Below are 21,697 nucleotides of genomic sequence, written 5' to 3' on the forward strand. Positions count from 1 at the left end.
GCCTGCTGTACTTCCTGTTTTCTGTCTCTGTCACGGTAATCTCGTTTCCCCTTAAAGTCACGTTTTTTTCCGTCTCTTCTCTCAAAGTTTCTCTTGTCGTTTCTGTTGTTTTCTCTCATATCATTCCTGTTCCGCGGTCCCAAAAGCAGTGGGAACTTTTGCTTTTTCAAAAGTCCCACTGCCCTGCCGCTTCTTTTTTATTTTCTGAATCTTATCTGCTCTCACACTTCGCCAAGTCCTGCCCGGATCAGGTCGATCATCCGCTTGTAATCCCCTTTCAGGTACAGATACCCCATCACGGCCTCAAACCCGGTTGCCCGGCGGTAGTCGATCGTGGACGCATTTTTTGCCTTGGTATAGGATTTCGCATTTCTGCCTCTTTTATAAATCTGTTTTTCCTCTTCGGTAAACAGCGGCTCCAGAATTTCAATCATCGCCGACTGTTTCTCCGCCTTTACAAGCCCTGCCGCATGGCGGTGCAGCTTGTTGACCTGCATATTTGCTTTCCGCACCAGAATCGTGCGGATGACGATCTCATACGCAGCATCCCCGATGTAAGCCAGCGTAAGCGGCGAATACATGCGGATGTCATGCTGTTCCAGTCCGAATACCTCCGAAAGATAATCCTTCTCCCCGAAAACCGCCTCTGGAAAAAGCTCCTCGTTTTCTGTCTCTTTGCCCACTTCCGTCACTTCTGTTCTGTCCTTTCTTTTTTCCTCATCTGACGCAGCTCGCCCTCCAGCTCAAGCACACGGTTCGTAAGCTCCGTATTCTCCTGCTGCAGTACTTTGATATCCTCGAAAATCGGGTCCGGCAGATGAATGTGATCCATGCTTTTTCTCGGAATCCGCACATCATTCTGCTTCACAATGTGCCCCGGCACGCCGACGACGGTACAGTTCGGCGGAACCTCCTCGATCACAACCGATCCGGCTCCGATTTTGGAGTTTTCCCCGATCGTAAACGATCCGATGATCTTCGCACCGGCGCTGACCATAACATTGTCCTTCAGCGTCGGATGACGTTTCCCGGTCTCCTTACCATTACCGCCAAGCGTCACGCCCTGATACAGCGTCACATTGTCTCCGATAATGGCTGTTTCTCCGATAATCACACCAGAACCATGATCAATAAACAATCCCTTTCCGATCGTCGCACCCGGATGGATTTCGATACCGGTTTTTCTCGCTGCCCGCTGTGAAATCCACCTGGCCAGAAAGTAATGGCCTTTCAGATATAGCTTGTGCGCCCGTCTGTACTTCAGCATAACACGAAATGAAGGATACAGCAAGACTTCCATGGGAGAATGTATCGCCGGATCCCGCTCCTGAATCACCTGAAATTCCTCTTTAAAATACGCGAAAAAACTCATCTTTCCTCTCCTTGCCTCCTGCTGGGACTTTTCCGGATTTTTATTTCTTACCATCATTCTGCATAACAGTAATATTCAAAAACGGAGCTGTTTCATCTCCGATAAAGACGAAATAGCTCCGTGGTTCCACTTTACTTTAAGGGCACACCTGCCCTCTTCTTTTCTTCTGCATAACGTGCAGGACCCGTGCCGGACTACCCACTTTTTCCGCTTCACCCGGCCAGCTTCCGGACGCACTTCAAAAACCCTCGTTTCAGGCAGCTTCCAGCCCCATTTGTCTGCCATTCTCTGTGAAACAATTCTGATTTTCTACTTTTTCCGTTCCAAGCCTTTTTCTGTTTCCGTTTGTTCTAGTTTATGCAAATTTTTCTCGTTTGTCAAGCAAATTTCCGCCGGATCCACTTGCTGATTTCGACCGCCGGAATGACAAGCAGTCCAAGGCCGATCGCCACATCATATTCCAACGCGCTGATCCGCTCAAAACCGAACGCACTCGACAGTACCGGGATGTAAATGACGGCGGATGTGAGGACAAATGAGAGTGCCATCGCGCCCCACAGATACTTGTTCTGATGCTTCATATGGAAAATAGAACCTTTCCGTGATCTCATATTGAAGGAATGGAAAATTTCCACCATGGAGAGTGTCAGAAACGCCATCGACATGCCGTCCGGGCTGTTGACGATTTCCCAGCGGCCGGCTTCCAGATAATGGCCGATGAAGTAGGACGCCAGCGTCAGCACCGTAATCACGATGCCCTGAAACGCAACATCAAAGCCGAGGCCGTCCGCAAAAATACCGTCATCCGCATTTCTCGGCGGGCGTTTCATGATGTCTGCCTCACCGTCCTCCATACCGAGCGCCAGCGCCGGGAAGCAGTCCGTAATCAGGTTGATCCAGAGCAGATGCACCGGATTTAAAATCGTAAAGCCCATCAGCGTCGCGCAGAAAATCGACAGCACCTCGGCAAGGTTCGATGCCAGAAGGAACTGAATTGCCTTACGGATATTATCGTAGATTCGTCTTCCTTCCTCAACCGCCGCGATGATCGTCGCAAAGTTGTCGTCCGCGAGCACCATATCTGCCACGTTTTTCGTCACATCCGTTCCCGTGATGCCCATTCCGATGCCGATATCCGCACGCTTGATCGACGGCGCATCGTTGACTCCGTCTCCTGTCATCGCGGTGATTCTGCCTTTCCGCTTCCACGCATCGACGATCCGCACTTTATGCTCCGGCTGGACGCGTGCGTAAACAGCATATTCCTCGATTCTCCGGTCAAGCTCCTCATCGCTTAACTGGTCAATCTCGGCTCCCGTTACCGCTTTCCAGCCCGCCTCCAGAATACCCAGCTCTTTTGCAATAGCAACCGCTGTGTCTTTGTGGTCACCCGTAATCATCACCGGACGGATGCCTGCCCCGCGGCATTCCCGGATCGCATCGACTACTTCCGGCCGCACCGGATCAATCATACCGCAAAGTCCTAAAAAGCAGAGATCCTGCTCCAGAAAGTCCGGCTCCTGGGAGGACGGCATCTGGTTCCATGCTCTTCCTGCTGCCGCCAGCACGCGGAGTGCCTGGTCTGCCATCGCCTTGTTCTGCGACAGGATTTCCTGCCGGAATGCTTCTGTCATCGGCTGTTTTCTGCCGTCACGCCAAACGGAGGTGCACCGCTTCAGAATCTCATCCGGTGCGCCTTTTGTGCAGGAAAAATACGTTCCGTCGTTTGCGCGGTGGATCGTTGTCATGCGTTTCCGCATCGAATCAAACGGCGCTTCCCCGACACGCGGATACTGGACGGACAGGCTCTTCTTCGGGCATCCCTCTTTCTGCGCATCGTTGACCAACGCACATTCCGTCGGTTCTCCGACTGCCTCGCCGTTTTCGTCCGGCTCCGCATCGGAGCAGAGTGCCATGACGGATACGAGACGTTTTATATCGCTTCCCTCATGTTTTACCACGGTCATCTTATTCTGGGTCAGCGTTCCTGTCTTATCCGAACAGATCACCTGCGCACAGCCGAGCGTCTCGACAGCCGTCAGTTTCCGGATCACCGCATTCCGCTTTGACATTTTGGTCACACCGATGGAAAGCACGATTGTGACAACTGCTGCAAGTCCTTCCGGAATTGCCGCTACGGCAAGGCTGACGGCTACCATAAAGGTATTTAAGATGTTCTGCGGCGTCACGCCCTCTTTTAAAATGCCGACAACGAAAATCACGGCACAGATGGCGAGCACCATCACGCTTAAGATTTTGCTGAGCTGGTTCAGCCGCTTCTGCAGCGGTGTGCTCTCATCCGCCGACTGCGTCAGAACATGGGCGATTTTTCCCATCTCGGTTTTCATACCCGTTCCGGTGATAACAGCGCGGCCGCGGCCATAGACAACGGTGCTTCCCATATAGACCATGTTTTTCCGGTCCCCGAGCGGAACCTCGCTGGCTGCGCCGGCGTTCAGAACATCCGCTGTTTTATTGACCGGGACAGATTCTCCCGTCAGCGCTGCTTCCTCGATTTTCATGCTGGCACTCTCTAAAATACGGCCATCCGCCGGAACAGCATCGCCCGCTTCGAGAATTACAATATCACCGGGTACGAGCTCCTCGCTCTTTTTCACTTCCATTTTCCCGCCGCGCATCACCTTCGACGTGGCTGCCGCGATCTCCTGCAGAGCTTCAATCGCTTTCTCTGCCTTGCTCTCCTGCAGAACACCGAGCACCGCATTAATGATGACAACGGTGAGAATAATGACCACATCAGCGTACGATTCGCCTTCATACGCCGATGTGATGCCGGAAATCAACGCTGCGGCGAGCAGGATCAGGATCATCGGGTCTTTCAGTTCTTCGAAAAACCGCTGCAGATTACTCTTCTTTTTTCCCGCCGCCAGCCGATTCGGTCCGTGTTCGGAAAGCCGCCGCGCAGCTTCCGCCTCGGAAAGTCCCTGCTCCGTTGTCTGTAACTCATCAAGAATCTTCGAACTTTTTTCCAGATACTCTTTCATTTCCATCCGTCCTTTCTTCTGAAAACGCTTTTTGCGTTCCTGTGATAAGTTCCCACTGGTACACCGGTCTCTTTCTATATAGAAAAAGACCTATCCGCACCATATTTGTTGATACAGATAAGTCTTGTCATTTCATACAAAGCCAGAAGAAATGCTTTTTCTTCGGTTGTTGGCCTTATAGCGTCACGTATGCCGCCGACTACTCCCTTATTCTTCTTCCAGTCTACCACATCTTCCGGCCTTGTGCAATCGCATTTCTCTTTTATTCTTCTGCGTTCTTTGCGCATCCCGGGCAGCCGCTGCATCCGCCTGCGATCCGGTCGTCCGGCATCAGGTCGAGTGCCTTGGAAATGCAGCAGATCGCCTGTGCGGAAATTCCCTCTTTCTTTCCGGTAAAGCCAAGTCCTTCCTCGGTCGTTGCCTTGATATTGACCTGATCCTCTTCGAGATGAAGCGCCTCCGCCACATTTTTCACCATCGTGTCGATGTATGGCAGGAGCTTCGGCTTCTGTGCAATAACGGTCGCATCGATATTTTCAATCAGATACATCCGCTCCTCGAGCATCTCACCCACTTTTTTCAGCAGTTCGATGCTGTCTGCGCCCTCATACGCCGGATCGTTATCCGGAAAATGGCGTCCGATGTCCCGCAGTGCTGCAGCGCCGAGAAGCGCATCCATAATGGCATGAACCAGCACATCCGCATCGGAATGTCCCAGAAGGCCATATTCATACGGGATTTCCACACCGCCCAGAATCAGTTTCCGGTTTTCCACCAGTTTATGCACATCGTAACCCATTCCTACTCGCATTGTTCGTTCCTCCGCTTCGTTACTTTCTAGTTAAATCCATACAGTTTCTGCGCTACCTTGTAGGCATAGACTGCAATTTTCTGTCCCGGTTTTGATTTGCTGCTCATAACAGTTCCGAAAATGCCGTGGCGGATGCGGAAGTAATCGGCTGCATCCTCCTGTTTCAGGTATCTCCACAGATCGTTCTTTTTCTCGAGATTTTCTTCCGTTCCGGAGCGCATCATCATCACGGAAGAAACCGTCATAATGATGGTCAGATAGCTGATCATATATTTCCGCAGGTACTTCGACAGCCCTTTCTGTTCACCAAGGTAATCGATCATCAGCTTGTTGACACGGATCTGCTGGTCAATTCTGCCGATCATGACTTTCTCGTTAACCGACTGGTCGGCTCTTCCGATAAAGTAGCGGTAGAAATTGACATCGAGATAATACATCGTTTTGACGTACGGAAGCGGAATAAACGCAACCAGATTATCCACATAGAAGGTGTGCTCCGGCAGCTTCATGCCGCACTCTCTTAAAAGAGAAGTCCGGTAAATCAGCGAATGCATCAGCAGATAATGTGTTTTGCCGAGAGCTTTCGCCTCATCCCATCCGAAAAAGCGGCCTTCCGGCAGCGATTTCGCATAGCGCATCACACGTTTTCTCTTGGCGCCCTCTTTTTCATACACATAGTTACTGATCAGAAGGTCGAGTGTTTTCGGTCCGCGTACGACTTCTGCCAGAACATTTAAAATCTTCTGGTATGCCTCTGGGTTTACCCAGTCATCACTGTCCACAACCTTAAAGTACAGACCCGTCGCATTTTCCACACCCGTGTTGACTGCTCCGCCGTGGCCCTTGTTTTCCTGATGAATCGCTTTTACAATCGTCGGATATTTTTCCTGATAGCGGTCTGCAATCTCTGCGGTTCCGTCCTTGGAACCATCGTCCACGATCAGAATTTCTACTTCTTCTCCGCCGACCAGCAGCGAATCGATACATTTCTCCATATATGCTTCTGAATTATAGCATGGTACTGCAATTGATAAAATCTTCATCTTTTTTCTCCCTGCTCTTTTTTGCTCTTCTGCCGTTTCAGGCACGTTCCAGATCTGTGTATTTTGCGTATTCCGCAAACGCAGACGGAATGGCATATCTTTCAGCCGCGGTTTTCGCATCCGCAAAAATCAATCCGGCTTTTTCTTCCCCTTCCTGCTCCACATCGTTTCCTGCAATTTTAATGGCGTATCCTGTGATATGCCACTCGACATGGGAAAAAATGTGCTTGTACGGCGGCAATGCCTGAATATGAAGCGGCGTCACGCCGAATTTTTCTGCCTCTTCAAGTGCTTCCTGTTCGGAGAGCACGCCATCGAAGTTCGGGAACTCGTAAAGTCCCGCCAGAAGTCCTTTTTTCGGCCGTTTCCGCACTGCTGTGTGCGCACCGTCCAGAAATAACAGAACGGTTCTGTCTTCGATTCTGCGCGGCTTTGCGCTCTTTTTAAACGGATATTCCGTCCAGGTCTGATGCTTTCCCGCCAGACACTGGTCAAAAAGCGGACAGACTTCACATTTTGGTGCGCCGTTCGGCAGACAGACCATTGCGCCGAGATCCATCATCGCCTGATTGAAGGCTCCCGGATCTTCTGCCGGCATGATTTCGGTCAATTCCGCTTCCACGCGGTTTTTCACGGACTGCTTTAAAATGTCCTCACCGTCCTCCCGGAGGCGTGCCATCACACGAAGCACATTTCCGTCCACCGCCGGCACCGGAATGCAAAACGCGATCGATGCAACGGCTCCCGCTGTGTAATTTCCAATTCCCGGAAGTCCTTTTAAGGCTTCGTAATCTGCCGGAAATACACCGTCATACACTTCCATAATTTTCTGTGCGGCCTTCTGCATATTCCGCACACGGTTATAGTAACCAAGGCCTTCCCAGAGCTTCAAAAGCTTTTCCTCGGGACAGACCGCAAGTGCTGCGACATTGGGCAGTTCACGCATAAACCGCTCATAAAACGGCTTGACCGCCTCCACCCTCGTCTGCTGGAGCATAATCTCGGAAACCCAGATTTCATACGGGTTCTTTTTTTCTCTCCATGGCAGCACTCTTTTATTTTCGCCATACCATTTCAATAATGCTTTGTGATTGTGTCCTGCATAGTAATCTCCTGTTAATACATCATTCTTATTTTGCCACATTTTCCTCCAAAATGCAAAATAAACATTGCGCTCTCACGTGTTTTTGATTAAAATTAATAAATACTTTAAAAGAATAACCAAAACCCTTAAGATATGGAGGAAAAACTCTTGATCGACAGTATTATTTTTGATGTGGACGGCACCCTGTGGGACTCCACAGACGTTGTCGCCGACGCATGGAATCAGATTATGGAAAAAGAAACTGATATGACACCAAACCTCACCGGAGCCGTGTTAAAAGGCCTGTTCGGCCGCCTGCTCCCGGATATCGCCGCCGTCATTTTCCACGAATATCCAAAGGAGCGCCAGTTAGAACTGATCGAGGCATGCTGTGCCAAAGAGCATGAGGCACTTCTTGCGACACCGGCTCCTGTTTATCCGGGGCTTGTCGATGCACTTTCTATTCTTTCCAGACATTACCCGCTTTATATCGTAAGCAACTGCCAGGCGGGCTATATCGAAGTTTTTCTGGAAGCCACAGGCCTCGGTCACTATTTCAAAGGCCATCTCTGTCCTGGCGATACCGGAAAGGCAAAGGCAGACAACATCCGTACAATCATCGAACAGAACCATCTGCAGCACGCGGTCTATGTCGGCGATACCGACGGCGACTACAAGGCGACACGCGAGGCCGGAATCCCGTTTGTCCATGCCGCATACGGTTTTGGTCAGACCGAAAACCCGGACTACACCATCACTTCCCCGATGGATCTTGTCACACTGTTCGTACCGGAAAATTAATTTTTAACAGTTTCTTTCTCATAAAAAATACGCATTCCTGTTTTGATAACGGAATGCGTATTTTTTATGTTCTATTTCTTCTTTTCTCAGCTCTCGCCCTTACCTGGGTAATCATCGTCACCCGTATGGTCTCCCTGATCCGGTGCGCTCGGCTCCTGGGTCGGTTCCGGTGTCGACGGGGTCTCGGTCGGTGCTACGGTCGGCTCCGGCGTAGACGGGATCTCGGTCGGTGCTGCGGTCGGTTCCGGCGTAGACGGGGTCGATGGAGTTGATGGAGTTGATGGGGTTGATGGGGTTGATGGAGTTGACGGCGTGTAATCATCGTCATCATCATCGTACGTGTAGGATGGCGTTCTCGTCGGCGTTACTGTCGTGGTATTCGTCGTATCATTGACATTTTCGTCATCTGCTTCCGGTGCCTGTGTCACAGTAAGCGTATCTTCACTTACCTCATAAGCTTCGGAATAATAAATGATAACCGGTGTTCCGTCATCGACATTGTCATATAATGCCTGTGCCACTGCAGTCGGAAGTGCAACAGATCCTGTCGTCGATCCTGCAGTCAGATACAGGTTTCCGCCGAAACTGCTTCTCCAGGAAGCATCGTAGAAACCGATCTCTCCGTTGAACGGAATCCAGGAATCCACATCTCTTTCCCAGGAATAGCTGCCGTCTGCCTGAAGCTCTCCGTGCAGTTTTTTCTGGCTTTCTTTTGCTGCGGTTGTGTAGATACCCGGCTTCGTGTAGCTGCTCTGCTCCATCAGACCGGTTACACAGTCACCGTCGACAACCAGATTTCCATCTTTGTAGAGCCAGATATGCTGACGGCTGGCATCAACCTCAACATACGTCTTGCCGAATCCGTTGTTCTCTGTGGAAGCAGCAAACTCTCTCTGCGCATACTGCGGCTCTCTTGTATCTGCTGCGTGAGCATCTACTTCTTCTGCGATCTTTGCAATCTCCTGCTCCTGATCCACTTTCCATCCGTAGCCTTCCTGGCTGATGGTCACGCCGCCTTCGATACCGGTTGCCGGGAAGGTGTGATCCTTGCCATCGGTATCGATCGCTGCCGCAAGATTTGCCACATATTCTTTTACTCTTTCATTCCACTGGTTTTCATCTTTGGAATAATTTCCATCCGCATCAACTGCCAGCCAGTCTTTCATGGTATTTCCGTCAAGAACCTGTGTTGTTCCATCCGGCATACTGTATGTGATGCTTGCGCGTACCAGTTCATTTAACTGATCCTTCTGTGCATTCAGTGTTTCGTCATCTGCTGTTACCAAGGTTCCGTCGTAAACGCCTGCTTTTTCAAGATCCACTTCGGTATCCGCATTGATCAGCGCATTTTCGATGCACTGTTTTGCAAGGGTAAGATCCATTCCCTCACCCATAACAGCATCCACAATCTCAAACTCATTGTTCTGGAAGGTGATGTAGGCGCTGGCCGGTGCATTCTCACCGTCTGCGGACTGGAATTCGTCAAATCCATCAATCACCGCATCCAGTTTTTCCTGACTGTACTGCATGGTGACCTGGGAATCTTTCTCTTTTCCGCCATTTCCCAGGAACCAGAGGAAACTGTTCTGTTTCTTTAACACGCTCTCCACGCTGCCGTCTCCGGCATAGGTATAGTCAATGTCTTTTCCGCTGACACTCTTCGTATCATTGTCTTTGAATTTTACATTTAAGGTATAGTTTGCAGCCTGCTCTTTGATTTTCGTTTCTGCCTCTTTGGCCGTCATATCCGAGCAGTCTACTCCGTTGATGGTTGTTCCGTTGAAGAAATAATTCTGGTAATGGAACATTTTGCTTCCATAGAAAAAGCCTCCCACAGCAATAACAGCAACAGCTGCAACGGTGATAACCGCACCGCCTTTTCCCTTTTTCTTCTGCGGTTTTGCGCCATGCGGAATGTACTCTTCGTCGTCATCCTCATAATCGTCGTAGTCATCATCCTCATCGTCTATTTCCGGCATTGGGATATGGCCTACCGTGTCGCTGACGAGGCGCTCCATTGCGGCTTCCACCTGATCACCAAGCACTTCTTTCTCCGAACCCTTGGTCTCTGTCTTCTCTTCTCCCAGCAGATCATCCTCATCTGCGAATGGATCGTTGATGATCAGATCATCATCCACCATCACTTCTTCCGGTTCCGATTCTGTTTTTGTCTCCGCCGGATCATCATCAAAATCAACGAGACCTTCCAGTTTTTCGGTTGTCTGGCTTACACGTGAGACTTTCTTCGGTGTCTCAGCCGGCGTCTCTTCGATTTCTTCTTCCTCTTCTGTAAATTCCGGAATCTCGATGTCCTGCGTCACAGGCTCCACTTTGGTCTGCTTCATTTTCTGCTTCGCTTCTTCGTCTTTTGCACGCTCAGTTGCCTCAAGGACACTTCGCAGATTACTTAAATTTGCAGTCTCATCCGGGATGTGATCTTCGCTTTTTGTTTCTTTGCTTTCAAATTCAATGGAGTCTTCGATGTCTGCCAGTTCTTCCTGGAATGTTTCACCGCTCTCCTTTTCCGCCAGGTCACGGTCAATCTCTTTTTGCAGGGCAGCCCAAAGTTTACCGTCCTTTAAATCATCATCTTCAAACTTCATATTTTTTGCTCCTCATAGTTCTGTGTCTGCACTTTACTTACTTCTCTTCTTTTTTCCTTGTTTCAACTCACAGTCGGTATTTTCACGGAGTCTGACATATCGAAAATAGTTCGACTGTGACTTACCTCATGTCAGTGGAGGATACCGATTTCTCTCCGCCCGCCACTACCGTTATGTTTCTTTTAACAATTCATCCCACCGCTTTAGAAGCGGGGGACTTCTTGTCTACTGATGTTAAAAATGCCCCTATAGATTTCTTCTTTTGTCCAAGGGCACATACACTGTTAAGTATATCATAAAATTCGACAAAAAAAAGCAAAAAATTTGGTTTTGGCAAATTTCTCACTTTTTTCGTAAATCACCTATGGAATTCGTAAAAAAATACCTTCTGCAGCGCTTCTCCGAGGAAAATTCCAAGGGCAATTGCGCCTGCCGCGGTCGCTGTCTCTAAAAGATACGTTCCAACCATGTTTTCCGGCCCCATAACGATCGAGTAGACGATGCGGTACATACCGGCTCCCGGCACCATCGGGAGAATGCCCGGGATCACGAAAAGGATCACCGGCGCTTTGAAATGACGCGCCATTGCCTGGGAAACCAGGGCGACGGCAACGGCGGCAAGAAAATTTTTCATTAAAATGCCATCGTTCAGCACTTCCACAATCAGATAGACCGCCCAGCCGATCATACCGACACCGGCAGTGTAACATTCAAGCTTTTTCGGTGCATTCAACAGTCTTGAAAAACCCCAGATTGCGACCCAGGCTCCCAGAGATTTCAGTATAATTTCACCTGCTATACTCATCTTGTCTTAGACCTCTTTTTTTTCTGTATGTGTCCTCTCACCGTACCAGCGGCCGAAGCAGCAACATGCCGAGTCCTACTCCGATCGCAATTGCAGCAGCCGTTACAAATGCCTCGAGCATCCGCGCCGCACCGGAAATATAGTCTCCATGCAGCGTGTCATATACCGCATTTGTAATTGCAACGCCAGGGACAAGGGGCATGACGGATGCGATAATAACAACGTTTAGATTCAAAGTTCCCGGGAAATAATGAATACAAAGGATTGCAGTAACTGCAAGGAAAAATGCTCCAATGCAATTCACCAAAAATGACTGCACCCCTGCTCTTTTTCCTCCATACACACCGACACCGGACATGAATCCGGCAATCGCAGATGCCAGAATTTCATAAAAACCGGCTCCGAACATGATGGCAAAGCCGCAGTCGTCGCTATCATCGCAAGTAAATTTTTTTTAATTTCCGGTTTGGCACGGTAGATATCACGCACCCGGTGGAACAGCGTATCCAGATCGATCGTACCTTCACAGAAATCACGTGAGAGCTGGTTTACCGCATGAATCCGGTTGAGATCGGTTGCACGACTTTCCACACTGCGCATGACGGTCATGGAATCCATCGACGGGTCATCCAATGTTACCATAAAACCGGTCGTCAGTGCCAGCACATCCGCCGTTTTCAGGCCGGACATACGCAGCATACGCAGCATAGTATCCTCCACGCGCCACGTCTCTGCCCCGCTCTCCAGCAGGATTTCTCCTGCCATGACTGCAGTATCCAGCAGCAGTTTATAGTCCATAATTTCTATCCTCACAAAAGTAACGTAACTTCTATTTCAAACATATGAAACGATTGTAGCATAAAAAAGTATGGTCTTTCAAGCAAATTCTATGCAAATTTCAGCAGTTCCCTGCTGATCTCATGTTCCCTGTTTTCTTCACAAAATAACGGACAAAATTCATCTCCACTTTAGATGCCGGAGTATTCTTGCCAAAAGAGGATAAAATGCTTTCCGCTGCTCATTCACATAATTTTTCAATTTTTCTTCAAAATCTATTCACACTTTTCTCACATATGACAACTATACTGAATGTATCAAAACAAAGGGACAACAAATCATCTTCCTCTATCTTTCCTTCGTTGTCCCAACTTAAAAATTTTTCCAATTCAGATAGATTTTCTTTTTCATAATGCCGGTATTTCTGCCATAAGAAATACCGGCCCTCCTTTTTTACAGAATACGCGCCCGGAGCTCTTATGAACTTTCCGAACGCACATTTTTAGAAGTGCCGGTATCCTCTTTATGTACTATTTTTCAAATTTTATAACCAGGGTTTTGTCCCCGATCGTCTCAGACAGCATTCCGGTAATCAGCGTTTTCGCCTGCTCCCTGGCCATCGTTTCCAGATCTTCCATCTCCTGCGTCTGCTGCTCCACATCCTCTTTTGCACTCGCAATGGCATCCAGAGCATCTTCTTTCCGCTCCCAGTTCAGAAGTGCTGCCTTCTCATCGTAATACTGGATCGAATCATCATCAATCGAGATATCCAGGATTTCCACTGCCGGAAGTGTCACAATCACCTCCGTATCCGTAACCTCTGTCTTCGCTTGGGAAAGATCTACTCCCGCATGGACTTCTGCGCGGTACGTCATATTAAATGCCTTCTGTGTCAGAAGCGGAATTGTTCCATCGGAATAATGAATCAGCCCATTGTAAATCATCTTTGCCGACGTCAGCTCCCCTGCCGCCTCCAGTTTGCTGTCAATAAACGTTCCCGTAATCTCCGGCTGCCTCTCACGCCGCAGGGACTGCGTCAGATAAACCACCATTCCGGCAAGAATTATCACAATCAAAAGATATACCACTGCCTTTATGGTCCCACGACCTTCTTTTTTTCCTTTACTCATTTGGAAAGTCTCCTTCCTTTTTCTTCTGTTCCCTTTGACGAAAAATAACTTCTATTTTGTATTGGAAAATAGTTTTCAAACACTCTCCCGCGCTTATTATACCGTATCATTCACGCAAAAAACAGCTTTGTTTTACAGATAATTCTTAAAAATCTGTAAAACAGAGTTGTCTTCTTTTCATAGATGTATATATTTGTAAAAATCCCCAAAAGAAAGACACCTCGCTTTCGTTTGTGCTGCATTCTGAATGTAATGAAACAAGTCCTTACAACATTTGCGAAAAAAGGTGTCTTTTGCAGATCCGTATGCTATTATTCTTCGATTCTTTGCTTATTATAACAAATATGGGTATCGGTTCCATTGTCAGCAAAATAGTGTTTTTCGCCCATAAAATCAAAGTAACCGTCCTTAATATTTCCTTTTCGGATATCCTCACAGGTTTTCAGCACATCCTCAATGGTGCTGATCTTTCCTGTTCCATCTCCGTGGGACATCAAAATCTTGTCATAAGTTCCCTCGATCTTTTTCTGAAATTCTCTTAAGTTCTTTTCATAGGTGGCAAGTCCCGTAGAAAATTCTTCAAACAGGAAAAGGAAAGGATTGCATGCATCTCCCAGAAGAAGCGTACGCTCTTCCGGAATCAGCATGACCACACTGCCCTGTGTATGTCCAGGAAGCTCATAAATTACAATCTGAACGTCTCCCAGTTCAAAACGGTCTCCTTCTTTCAAATCTCGAAAACGCTCAAACGGTGCTGCCGGAATCATATCCTTTTCCGTAATTGCATTACCTTCTGCATTCATACCTGCAAGTCCTTCCAGACGAAACTCTTTCTTTGCGTGTTCACGATAAACAGCTTCATCCTTATGATTCAGGTAGATTTCTTCAAACTCTCCGGCTCCCATTGCATGATCTACATGGCCATGCGTCATGAGCACTTTCACCGGTTTGTCCGTCAACTGATCGACGCACTGTTTCAGACTAAAATAACCGCTTCCGGTGTCAATCAGCACTGCATCTTTTTCCCCCTCTACCAGGTACATCATCTCTGTACAGAAGCCATAGATTCTGGTGATATGCTCCGATATTCTTTCTGTTTTAAATTTCATTGTAAAAACCCCCTTTTCGTTTTCTACAGTTTAACCCTTTACGCCGCCTACGACAATTCCTTTTACGAAATATTTCTGGAAAAACGGATAAATAACCAGAACCGGAATAACACCAACAACGGCAATTGCCATACGGATACCTGTGCTTGGCATGGCTGCAACCGCGGATGCTACACTACCCATGGTAGAACTCTGCAGGAATGTGATACTGGTAATGATGTTGTTCAAAATTGCCTGTAAGGTATACAGACTGTCATCTGTAATATAGTATAAACTATTCATCCAGTCATTCCAGTATCCAAGACCAACCATCAGGGCTAATGTTGCCAGCATCGGTTTCGAAAGTGGAAGTACAATGCGGAACAGAATGCGGAACTCACCGGCTCCATCAATTCTTGCCGCCTCAATCAGGGAATCCGGAATATTACTTACAAAGAATGATCGCATCATGATGATGTAAAATGCATTCATCAGCAGGCTCGGTATAATCAATGCCCAGATCGTATTTTTAATATGAAAAATCTGTGTATACATCATATACGTTGGTACCAGTCCACCATTAAACAGCATGGTAAAGAATACCAGGAAAGAAAACAGATTCCGGTGTGGAAGTTCTTTTCTTGAAATCGGGTATGCAAACATAACCGTCATCAGAATAGAGCAGGCCGTTCCGACGATCGTAACAAGAACAGAAAGACCAAGACCACGGATAATTTTTCCGCCGCTCTGGAACAGATATTCATATGCATAGAAACTGACTTTTTTCGGGAAGAAACTATATCCATACTGCAAAAGAGTTGACTCTTCGGTAATGGAAGAAGAAATCAGCAGAAGAAACGGCGCTGCTGCAATGATACAAAGCAGGATAAAAATAGTATGTAAAACTACCTGCTCTACTTTATTATTCGATACCATATTTTTGCCTCCTTAGAACAGTGCGCTGTCCTTGTCTATTTTTCGTACAATCTGGTTTACTGTCATAATCAGGATAAAGCCAAGTACCGACTGTAAAAATCCTGCTGCCGAAGATCGTCCGATATCATTCAGCTGTGTCAGTCCTTTATAAACATAAACATCAATTGTATCCGTTACTTCGGAAATCAGTCCGGAATGCATCGGCACCTGATAGAACAGACCAAAATCGGAGAAGAACATTCTTCCGATCTGTAACAGAACCATCGTAATAATGGTAGTCTTCAGACCCGGTAATGTTACGTTCCAGATCTGACTCCATCTTCCTGCTCCATCGGTGGATGCTGCCTCATACAGAGAGGAATCAATTCCAATAACGGTTGCATAGTAAAGAATACTGGTATATCCAAAGCCTTTCCACAGGTTTACAATTGTCAAAATATAGGGCCAGTACTTTGATTCCGTATACCAGTTAATGGTATGACCGCCCAAATGCACCAGAAGATTATTAAGAAAACCGGATTCTGTACTTAAGAATCCATACACAATATAGGAAACAATAACCATGGATACCAGATATGGTACCAGGATCACGGTCTGATAAATTTTTTTGCTCAGCTTTCCACGAAGGAAATTCAGCATAATCGCAACGGCAACAGCAACTACCGTTCCAAGGAAAATAAATACAAGATTGTACAAAATTGTATTTCGTATCATGTTAAATGCATCTTTCGTTTTAAACAGATACGTAAAGTTGCTGAATCCGCACCAGTCACTAGCCAGAATTCCTTTGCTGAAATCATATCGTTTAAATGCAATCACAAGACCTGCCATCGGCATGTAATTGTTGATCAGCAGATAAATGAGTCCCGGCAGAAGCATGATATACAATGCTATAATTTTTCTCGATACTTTTTTCCGTTTACGCGCAGGCATAAGATCCTCCCTTTGGAAAAGAGAGACATCCTGTGCCTCTCTTTTGCCCTTTTATTTGGTGTGATAAGATTTTTTAGTCCTATTTGTTTTCTGCATGCCATGCATCAAACTGTTTCTGTTTTGCCTCGATAACTTTGTCCATTCCTGCTGCCTTCAGCTCTTCGGTTGCTTTTGCCAGATACTCATCCGGATCTACGGCACCGAGCATCAATGCGGAATAATATTTATCCATAACATTGCAGCATGCACTGTACTCATCGGTTACTTCTGTCGTATCGAAGCAGAAACCATAAGCCGGGGTCTGCTGTACGGACTCGTTAAATTTCTTCAAGCTCTCTGTTAATCCGTTTGTCGGCTGTTCCGGAGTAAGAGAAGAGTTTGGATACAGCCACCACTGCTGCATTGCACCATAGCCATTGTTCGTATAATCTTTTCCATCCGGATATACGGCATTGCCATCTGCATCTACTACGTAGTTACGATCTTTAATACCATCTGTCAGTAACGTTACAACGTCTGCATCGGAGTAAAGAACTTCCAGCATTTTCCAGGATGCGTCCTTATTTTTACTGTTTGCACTGATGCCCCAGCACATACCGGAAATGGTCGTCGTGTCTGCTTTTGCAGGGGTGAGCGGAACTCTTACAAGATCTTCTTTAATATAGTCAGTTTCATCAAAATAAGCACCGTTATTAAAGCATGTCACTGCTTTTTTATTTAAAATCATGCTGTCGCCTGTCTCTGTGTTGCTCAGGCAATCCGGCATCATATAGCCATTGGTATACCAGCTGTGGGTATGTTTTGTAAGATCAATAAAGTCCTCAGTTTCTAACAGATTCTTAATGGTAGTATCACCACCAGCCTCCATAACACCGATCATCTTGATGTCGCCAAGACCATCCCAGGTCCATCCACCATTTGACATGGTTGTGTTTCCCTGTGGAACAATCGCGTACCGGTCCGGATATGCTTCATGGATTTTTCCAAGCAGTTCATCTACCTGATCCAGGGACATCTGCTCGCCGCCTTTTACTCCCATTTCATCGGCAATTGCACGGTCAATATCGAGTACAATAACATCTCCATGATTTCGGTAATTCGGAAGTGCATAGATATGACCATTTACGCTGGTACATTTTAAGTCTTTATCTGTAAATACTTCTGCTGCTGCCGTTTTGAATTCTTCACTTGCATTATTATAATAGTCATCCATATTGGCAAGCTGTCCGTTCTTTACATAGGTCAGAAGCGGTGTTCCGTAAATCATAATCAGATCTGCCTCATCGCCTGTCAGAAGCATGTTGGACTGGTTTGTCCAGTTTCCGAACTCTACAAAAGTAAGTTTAATTTTTACACCATACTTTTCTGCCGTGATTTCATTAATCGCATCTTCTACCATCTGAAGATCTGTCGTATCATAGATGTTTGGCACACACATGTTGACAACCGGTACATCGGTTGTTCCTTTGTCTGAAGATGCTGCTGTCTCGCTACTTCCGCTCTTTGAAGATGTATCCTGTGCCGCATTACTGCTTCCGCAGCCTGCCAGCAAGGACATCACCATCATGGCAGCTGCCATACCGCTCAAAAATCTTTTGGAACCCTTTTTCATTTTGGAAACCTCCTTTGTTTCTCTCGTTTTGATGTTCTTATTGTATCTTTTCTCTCTTTTTCTCTCCACCAAAAAAGTGCCGTCCTTTGTCACTTTCGTGACATGGCACCGCACTTTTTTTCATTTTCTTATTCTTTTTATGATTTATTGTTCTTTTCATGACTTTTCTTTTTTATTTTTACAGTGTAAACGATATTCCTGTGGAGTATAATCAGTCACTTTTTTGAAAGTCCGTGAAAAATGGGAAAAGTTGTCAAATCCAACCTTAGATGCAATGACGCCGACAGAAAAATTTGTATTTTTCAAAAGTGTACCTGCCATTTTCATTTTTTCAATCAACACATAATCCTTGAATGTCATTCCTGTTTCTGCTTTAAATAATTTGGAAAAGTACTCTTCATTCAGAAATACCATCCCAGCTGCATCCGCGCGTGAAATATTCTCATATACATGCGATTTCACATACTGCATCACCGTTTCAATTCGCTCATCTTTTTTTCCTGTATCTTCTGCCGCACTTTCTTCTTCCCAGTGAATCCCATCCAGTTTTCCTTCTATGTTATCCGGCAATTCCTGCAGGCCTTTCATTAATTCTTTTGGCAGTCTTCCATCCCGTACACCTTTTCCACAGCCTGTATAAATCGCTGCTTCTGTTGCCATCTGCTTCTGCATAAAATGGTAAAACCGTTCGATCACCTGTTTCCACTTTTCATTATCAAGTATCTGTTGATCATCTACTGCCATTGCAAAAAAACTTTTTTGACTTTCTTCTGCAATAAAGACCTGTACTTTATTATCCAGCAGCTCCTCCAGAACATTTCTCGTAACAAAAAGTTTCAATTCTGTATTCCACTTGTCAATTTTTGAATTTTGTTTTCGATAATAACATCTTATCACATACAAAACTGTCTGATTTCCGTTGAATTTCTGTAATTGCAGCAGTTGTCCAAATGCCTTATCCGCTTCTTCATACTCTTTCTGCCCGATCCGGTACAAAAGTGCCGACAGAAAAATATCCCGATTCTGCCGCAATTCTGTTTGCGTTTTTTGCATCCACTGTACATTCTTTTCTTTTTTTACATGTTCACAGGCTTTTTTTACTACTTTTTCTATCTCTGCATATTTCGCCGGCTGCAAAACATAGTCAAATCCACCAAGCTGAATCGCTTTTTTGGCATATGCAAATTCTGCATGTGCCGTCAGAAAAATGCAGCAGACATCAATCTGCTGCTCCTTCGCCCACTGCAGCAGTGAAAGACCATCTTCCCCTGGCATTTCAATATCACACAGCATAATATCAACCGGAAAATTCACCAAAATCAGTTTTGCTTCTGCAGCACTGCAGGCAATATATGTTTCATCAATTCCAACTTTCTCCCAATTGATTCCTTTCTGGATACTTTCTACAATTGCCCGCTGATCGTCCACCAATAAAATTTTCATACCGTATCTCCTGTATCCTTGCGTCCGAAGGGCAAAATCAGTTCACTGACTGCTCCGCCCATATTGTAAAAACTATATTCCGCTTTTTCCCCATACAAAATATCGCAACGTTTTTTCAGATTATTAACTCCAACTCCTTCCGCACGATAAGAACCTCTCGTATTCAGTTCCTCCAGAAGTTCCTCTGGATATCCCTGTCCACTGTCCGATACCATAATGTCGAGTTTTTCTCCCTCTTCCATCTGCAATTTATGCAATGTAATGGTAATCTTCAGTCGGGTCTTTCCCATTTCCATCTTTGCATACTTGATACTGTTCTCTACAAAAGTCTGAACAGCCAGCACCGGAACCAACCACCTTTGCACATCATCAGCCATTTCAATTTTATATGTAATTTCCCGGTCAGAAAGGATCTTCTGTAATTCCAAATAATTTTCTGTAATCTTAATCTCCTGTTCTGCATCCACAACACTTTCTTTCATATAAAGCATCGTGCGAAGGAAATCTGAAATACGAAGAATTAACTCCTGCATCGACGTCATACCTGCGTCTGCTGCCATAGCATTTAATGTTTTCAATCCATTTAAATAAAAATGAGGATTTAGTTGCGTCCGCATCAGCTGCAACTCCGCGTCACGCCGGTTCAGTTTTTCTTCGTATACCTGCATCTTCTGTTCTTTTATTTCCTGTACCATTTTCTGCAATACCCAGTTAATCAGCTGCTGCTCATAATATTGCAGGTGCAGATCCGGAATTTCCTGAATCTTTCCGTTTCGAATTTCTTCCATAACCGTTACAAGCTGATACATGGGATGCAGATAACTTTTTACCATATTTCGATAAATAAAAAACATAACAACAATCGACACCGCAGTAAATATCAGAAGAACCATTTCAGTTACAGACATTTGATGCAAATAAGATTCACTGATCTGGCAAAAATACCAGATATCACAAGCATCTATTTTCTGTCCAAAAAGATACTCTTTTCCGGCATGTTTCCATAAAATTTCTTTCTGTTCCCATTCCATATCCTGCAACGAAAAACTTTTCCGATATAGGTCAAAATTTTTGTCGCTGATTTTAGAATCCCACAAAAGGTTCTCTTCTATCGAAACATTTCTGATCGTATTTGAAAAATAATGATTGATCTGGTTTACTCCGGCTACTACTGCATTGCCTCTTTTATAAAATACAAGCCAGTAACCATTTCCCCCCTCTGTCTGCAAGAAAAATCCATTGTGTGTATCGCTTCCCTCTACATACGACAATAAAATATTTCGAATGCGCTGCCCTTCTTCAAATGGGATACGATTCTTATTTACATTGAAGAGCCACTGAAGATTATTTCCATCTCCATATGCAAGATAATATCCGTCCAGCCACGTACTCATCTCTCGATTCATTTTCATTCTGCTGTTCAAATCATAGGCAGAACTATAATCTCCTTTTTCTGATTCTGGATTCTCGGCCAATATCTGAAACTGCGGATCACTTTCATAAATATTAAACAAGTACTTGGTCATCGTGTCTATATCGGCGACAAGCTTTTCTGTTGAACTCGTTAATGTCAATTCCACAGATCGTATCTGTTCTTCCCTGTCGCGGTTGATAATTACGATATCCATTACCAACAGTAAAACCAGCATTGCCACATATCCGACCAAAGAAAGAACCAGCATCTTCCGATTCATATATTTTGCTCTTTTCTTTTGTCTTCTCATTTTCCCTCCAGAAAAAAGATCGTTTTACAGGTTCAATGAATCATAACTTATGTCTTTCTATATGTTAAAAAGGCAATCAACACATTGTTGATTACCTTTTTGATTACCTTGTTTAATTGGCAAAAACACGCCCGCGTAACTTTACATTTTAAAGGCTTTCCGGGCTTTAAAAACAGGGGATGAGAGAATCGAACTCCCACCAAAGGTTTTGGAGACCCCTATCATACCATTTGACCAATCCCCTACGCTAGATATACCTTCAAAACCGCATACACTTAACACCTATACATCATACCATACTTTCTTTCCGAACACAACCATTTTTTACTGACTTTCTCAGTATTTCAGGTCAAGCCCTCGACCGATTAGTAACAGTCAGCTCCATGCCTTACGGCACTTCCACCCCTGCCCTATCTACCTTGTCGTCTTCAAGGGGTCTTACTTCTTTCGAATGGGATATCTCATCTTGAGGGGGGCTTCACGCTTAGATGCCTTCAGCGTTTATCCCTTCCCGACTTGGCTACCCGGCC

The 21,697-nt window shown here is 45.8% G+C and carries 16 protein-coding genes, 1 tRNA gene, 1 rRNA gene, 1 pseudogene and 1 other annotated feature; of the genes and pseudogenes, 1 reads left to right on the plus strand and 18 read right to left on the minus strand.

Annotation, left to right across the window (positions count from 1 at the left end; all coding sequences use genetic code 11):
- Nucleotides 1–221 precede the first annotated feature (221 nt).
- The 6 genes from DXA55_RS05655 to mutY form a co-directional block, all read right to left on the minus strand.
- Nucleotides 222–581 carry a Mini-ribonuclease 3 gene (locus DXA55_RS05655; RefSeq protein WP_055221333.1) on the minus strand — a complete coding sequence of 120 codons (360 nt, stop codon included), beginning with the start codon at nt 579–581 and terminating at the stop codon, nt 222–224.
- A 107-nt stretch (nt 582–688) separates the two neighbouring features.
- Nucleotides 689–1,372, minus strand: a complete 684-nt coding sequence (gene epsC, locus DXA55_RS05660) for a serine O-acetyltransferase EpsC (protein ID WP_055227154.1) — start codon at nt 1,370–1,372, stop codon at nt 689–691.
- A 100-nt stretch (nt 1,373–1,472) separates the two neighbouring features.
- Nucleotides 1,473–1,707, minus strand: a binding site (T-box leader).
- A gap of 42 nt (nt 1,708–1,749) precedes the next feature.
- Nucleotides 1,750–4,377 carry a cation-translocating P-type ATPase gene (locus DXA55_RS05670; protein ID WP_117813313.1) on the minus strand — a complete coding sequence of 876 codons (2,628 nt, stop codon included), beginning with the start codon at nt 4,375–4,377 and terminating at the stop codon, nt 1,750–1,752.
- 262 nt (nt 4,378–4,639) lie between these two features.
- On the minus strand, nt 4,640–5,188 hold the full coding sequence (gene ispF, locus DXA55_RS05675) for a 2-C-methyl-D-erythritol 2,4-cyclodiphosphate synthase (protein ID WP_022463066.1): 549 nt from the start codon (nt 5,186–5,188) through the stop codon (nt 4,640–4,642).
- Nucleotides 5,189–5,214: 26 nt separating this feature from the next.
- Entirely contained in the window at nt 5,215–6,231 is a 1,017-nt protein-coding gene (locus DXA55_RS05680) for a glycosyltransferase family 2 protein (RefSeq protein ID WP_117813293.1), read from the minus strand.
- Nucleotides 6,232–6,268: 37 nt separating this feature from the next.
- Nucleotides 6,269–7,375 (minus strand): A/G-specific adenine glycosylase, encoded by a 1,107-nt coding sequence (gene mutY, locus DXA55_RS05685; protein WP_117813295.1) that lies wholly within the window; start codon nt 7,373–7,375, stop codon nt 6,269–6,271.
- 108 nt (nt 7,376–7,483) lie between these two features.
- Here mutY and DXA55_RS05690 point away from each other — a divergent pair, with 108 nt between their 5' ends.
- On the plus strand, nt 7,484–8,116 hold the full coding sequence (locus DXA55_RS05690) for an HAD family hydrolase (protein ID WP_242998370.1): 633 nt from the start codon (nt 7,484–7,486) through the stop codon (nt 8,114–8,116).
- Nucleotides 8,117–8,202: 86 nt separating this feature from the next.
- Here the strand turns inward: DXA55_RS05690 and DXA55_RS05695 are convergent, their stop codons facing one another.
- The 12 genes and pseudogenes from DXA55_RS05695 to DXA55_RS05755 all read right to left on the minus strand — a co-directional run.
- The gene (locus DXA55_RS05695; RefSeq protein ID WP_117813297.1) at nt 8,203–10,719 is read right to left on the minus strand and encodes a L,D-transpeptidase family protein; all 2,517 of its coding nucleotides are present in this window, start codon (nt 10,717–10,719) and stop codon (nt 8,203–8,205) included.
- 358 nt (nt 10,720–11,077) lie between these two features.
- Nucleotides 11,078–11,524: a threonine/serine exporter family protein gene (locus tag DXA55_RS05700; RefSeq protein ID WP_117760570.1), complete on the minus strand. Its 447-nt coding sequence runs from the start codon at nt 11,522–11,524 to the stop codon at nt 11,078–11,080.
- Between the two features lie 37 nt (nt 11,525–11,561).
- Nucleotides 11,562–12,322: pseudogene (locus tag DXA55_RS05710) on the minus strand (threonine/serine exporter family protein).
- Between the two features lie 509 nt (nt 12,323–12,831).
- Entirely contained in the window at nt 12,832–13,431 is a 600-nt protein-coding gene (locus tag DXA55_RS05715) for a DUF4230 domain-containing protein (RefSeq protein ID WP_117760572.1), read from the minus strand.
- A gap of 311 nt (nt 13,432–13,742) precedes the next feature.
- A complete protein-coding gene (locus DXA55_RS05720) occupies nt 13,743–14,540 on the minus strand; it encodes an MBL fold metallo-hydrolase (RefSeq protein WP_117760573.1) in 798 nt (265 codons plus the stop codon).
- Nucleotides 14,541–14,570: 30 nt separating this feature from the next.
- Nucleotides 14,571–15,455 (minus strand): carbohydrate ABC transporter permease, encoded by an 885-nt coding sequence (locus tag DXA55_RS05725; RefSeq protein WP_117760574.1) that lies wholly within the window; start codon nt 15,453–15,455, stop codon nt 14,571–14,573.
- 12 nt (nt 15,456–15,467) lie between these two features.
- Nucleotides 15,468–16,388, minus strand: a complete 921-nt coding sequence (locus DXA55_RS05730) for an ABC transporter permease (protein WP_117760575.1) — start codon at nt 16,386–16,388, stop codon at nt 15,468–15,470.
- Between the two features lie 79 nt (nt 16,389–16,467).
- On the minus strand, nt 16,468–18,000 hold the full coding sequence (locus DXA55_RS05735; protein WP_117760576.1) for an ABC transporter substrate-binding protein: 1,533 nt from the start codon (nt 17,998–18,000) through the stop codon (nt 16,468–16,470).
- A 156-nt stretch (nt 18,001–18,156) separates the two neighbouring features.
- A complete protein-coding gene (locus DXA55_RS05740; protein WP_117760577.1) occupies nt 18,157–19,443 on the minus strand; it encodes a response regulator transcription factor in 1,287 nt (428 codons plus the stop codon).
- Nucleotides 19,440–21,137: a sensor histidine kinase gene (locus DXA55_RS05745; protein WP_158565041.1), complete on the minus strand. Its 1,698-nt coding sequence runs from the start codon at nt 21,135–21,137 to the stop codon at nt 19,440–19,442. Before DXA55_RS05745 ends, DXA55_RS05740 begins: the two co-directional genes overlap by 4 nt.
- A gap of 203 nt (nt 21,138–21,340) precedes the next feature.
- Nucleotides 21,341–21,411: transfer RNA gene (locus DXA55_RS05750), tRNA-Trp, on the minus strand.
- 101 nt (nt 21,412–21,512) lie between these two features.
- A 23S ribosomal RNA gene (locus DXA55_RS05755) occupies nt 21,513–21,697 on the minus strand; the annotation flags it as partial.

This window comes from Blautia sp. OF03-13, from assembly GCF_003460685.1.
Classification (GTDB): Bacteria; Bacillota; Clostridia; order Lachnospirales; family Lachnospiraceae; genus Fusicatenibacter; species Fusicatenibacter saccharivorans.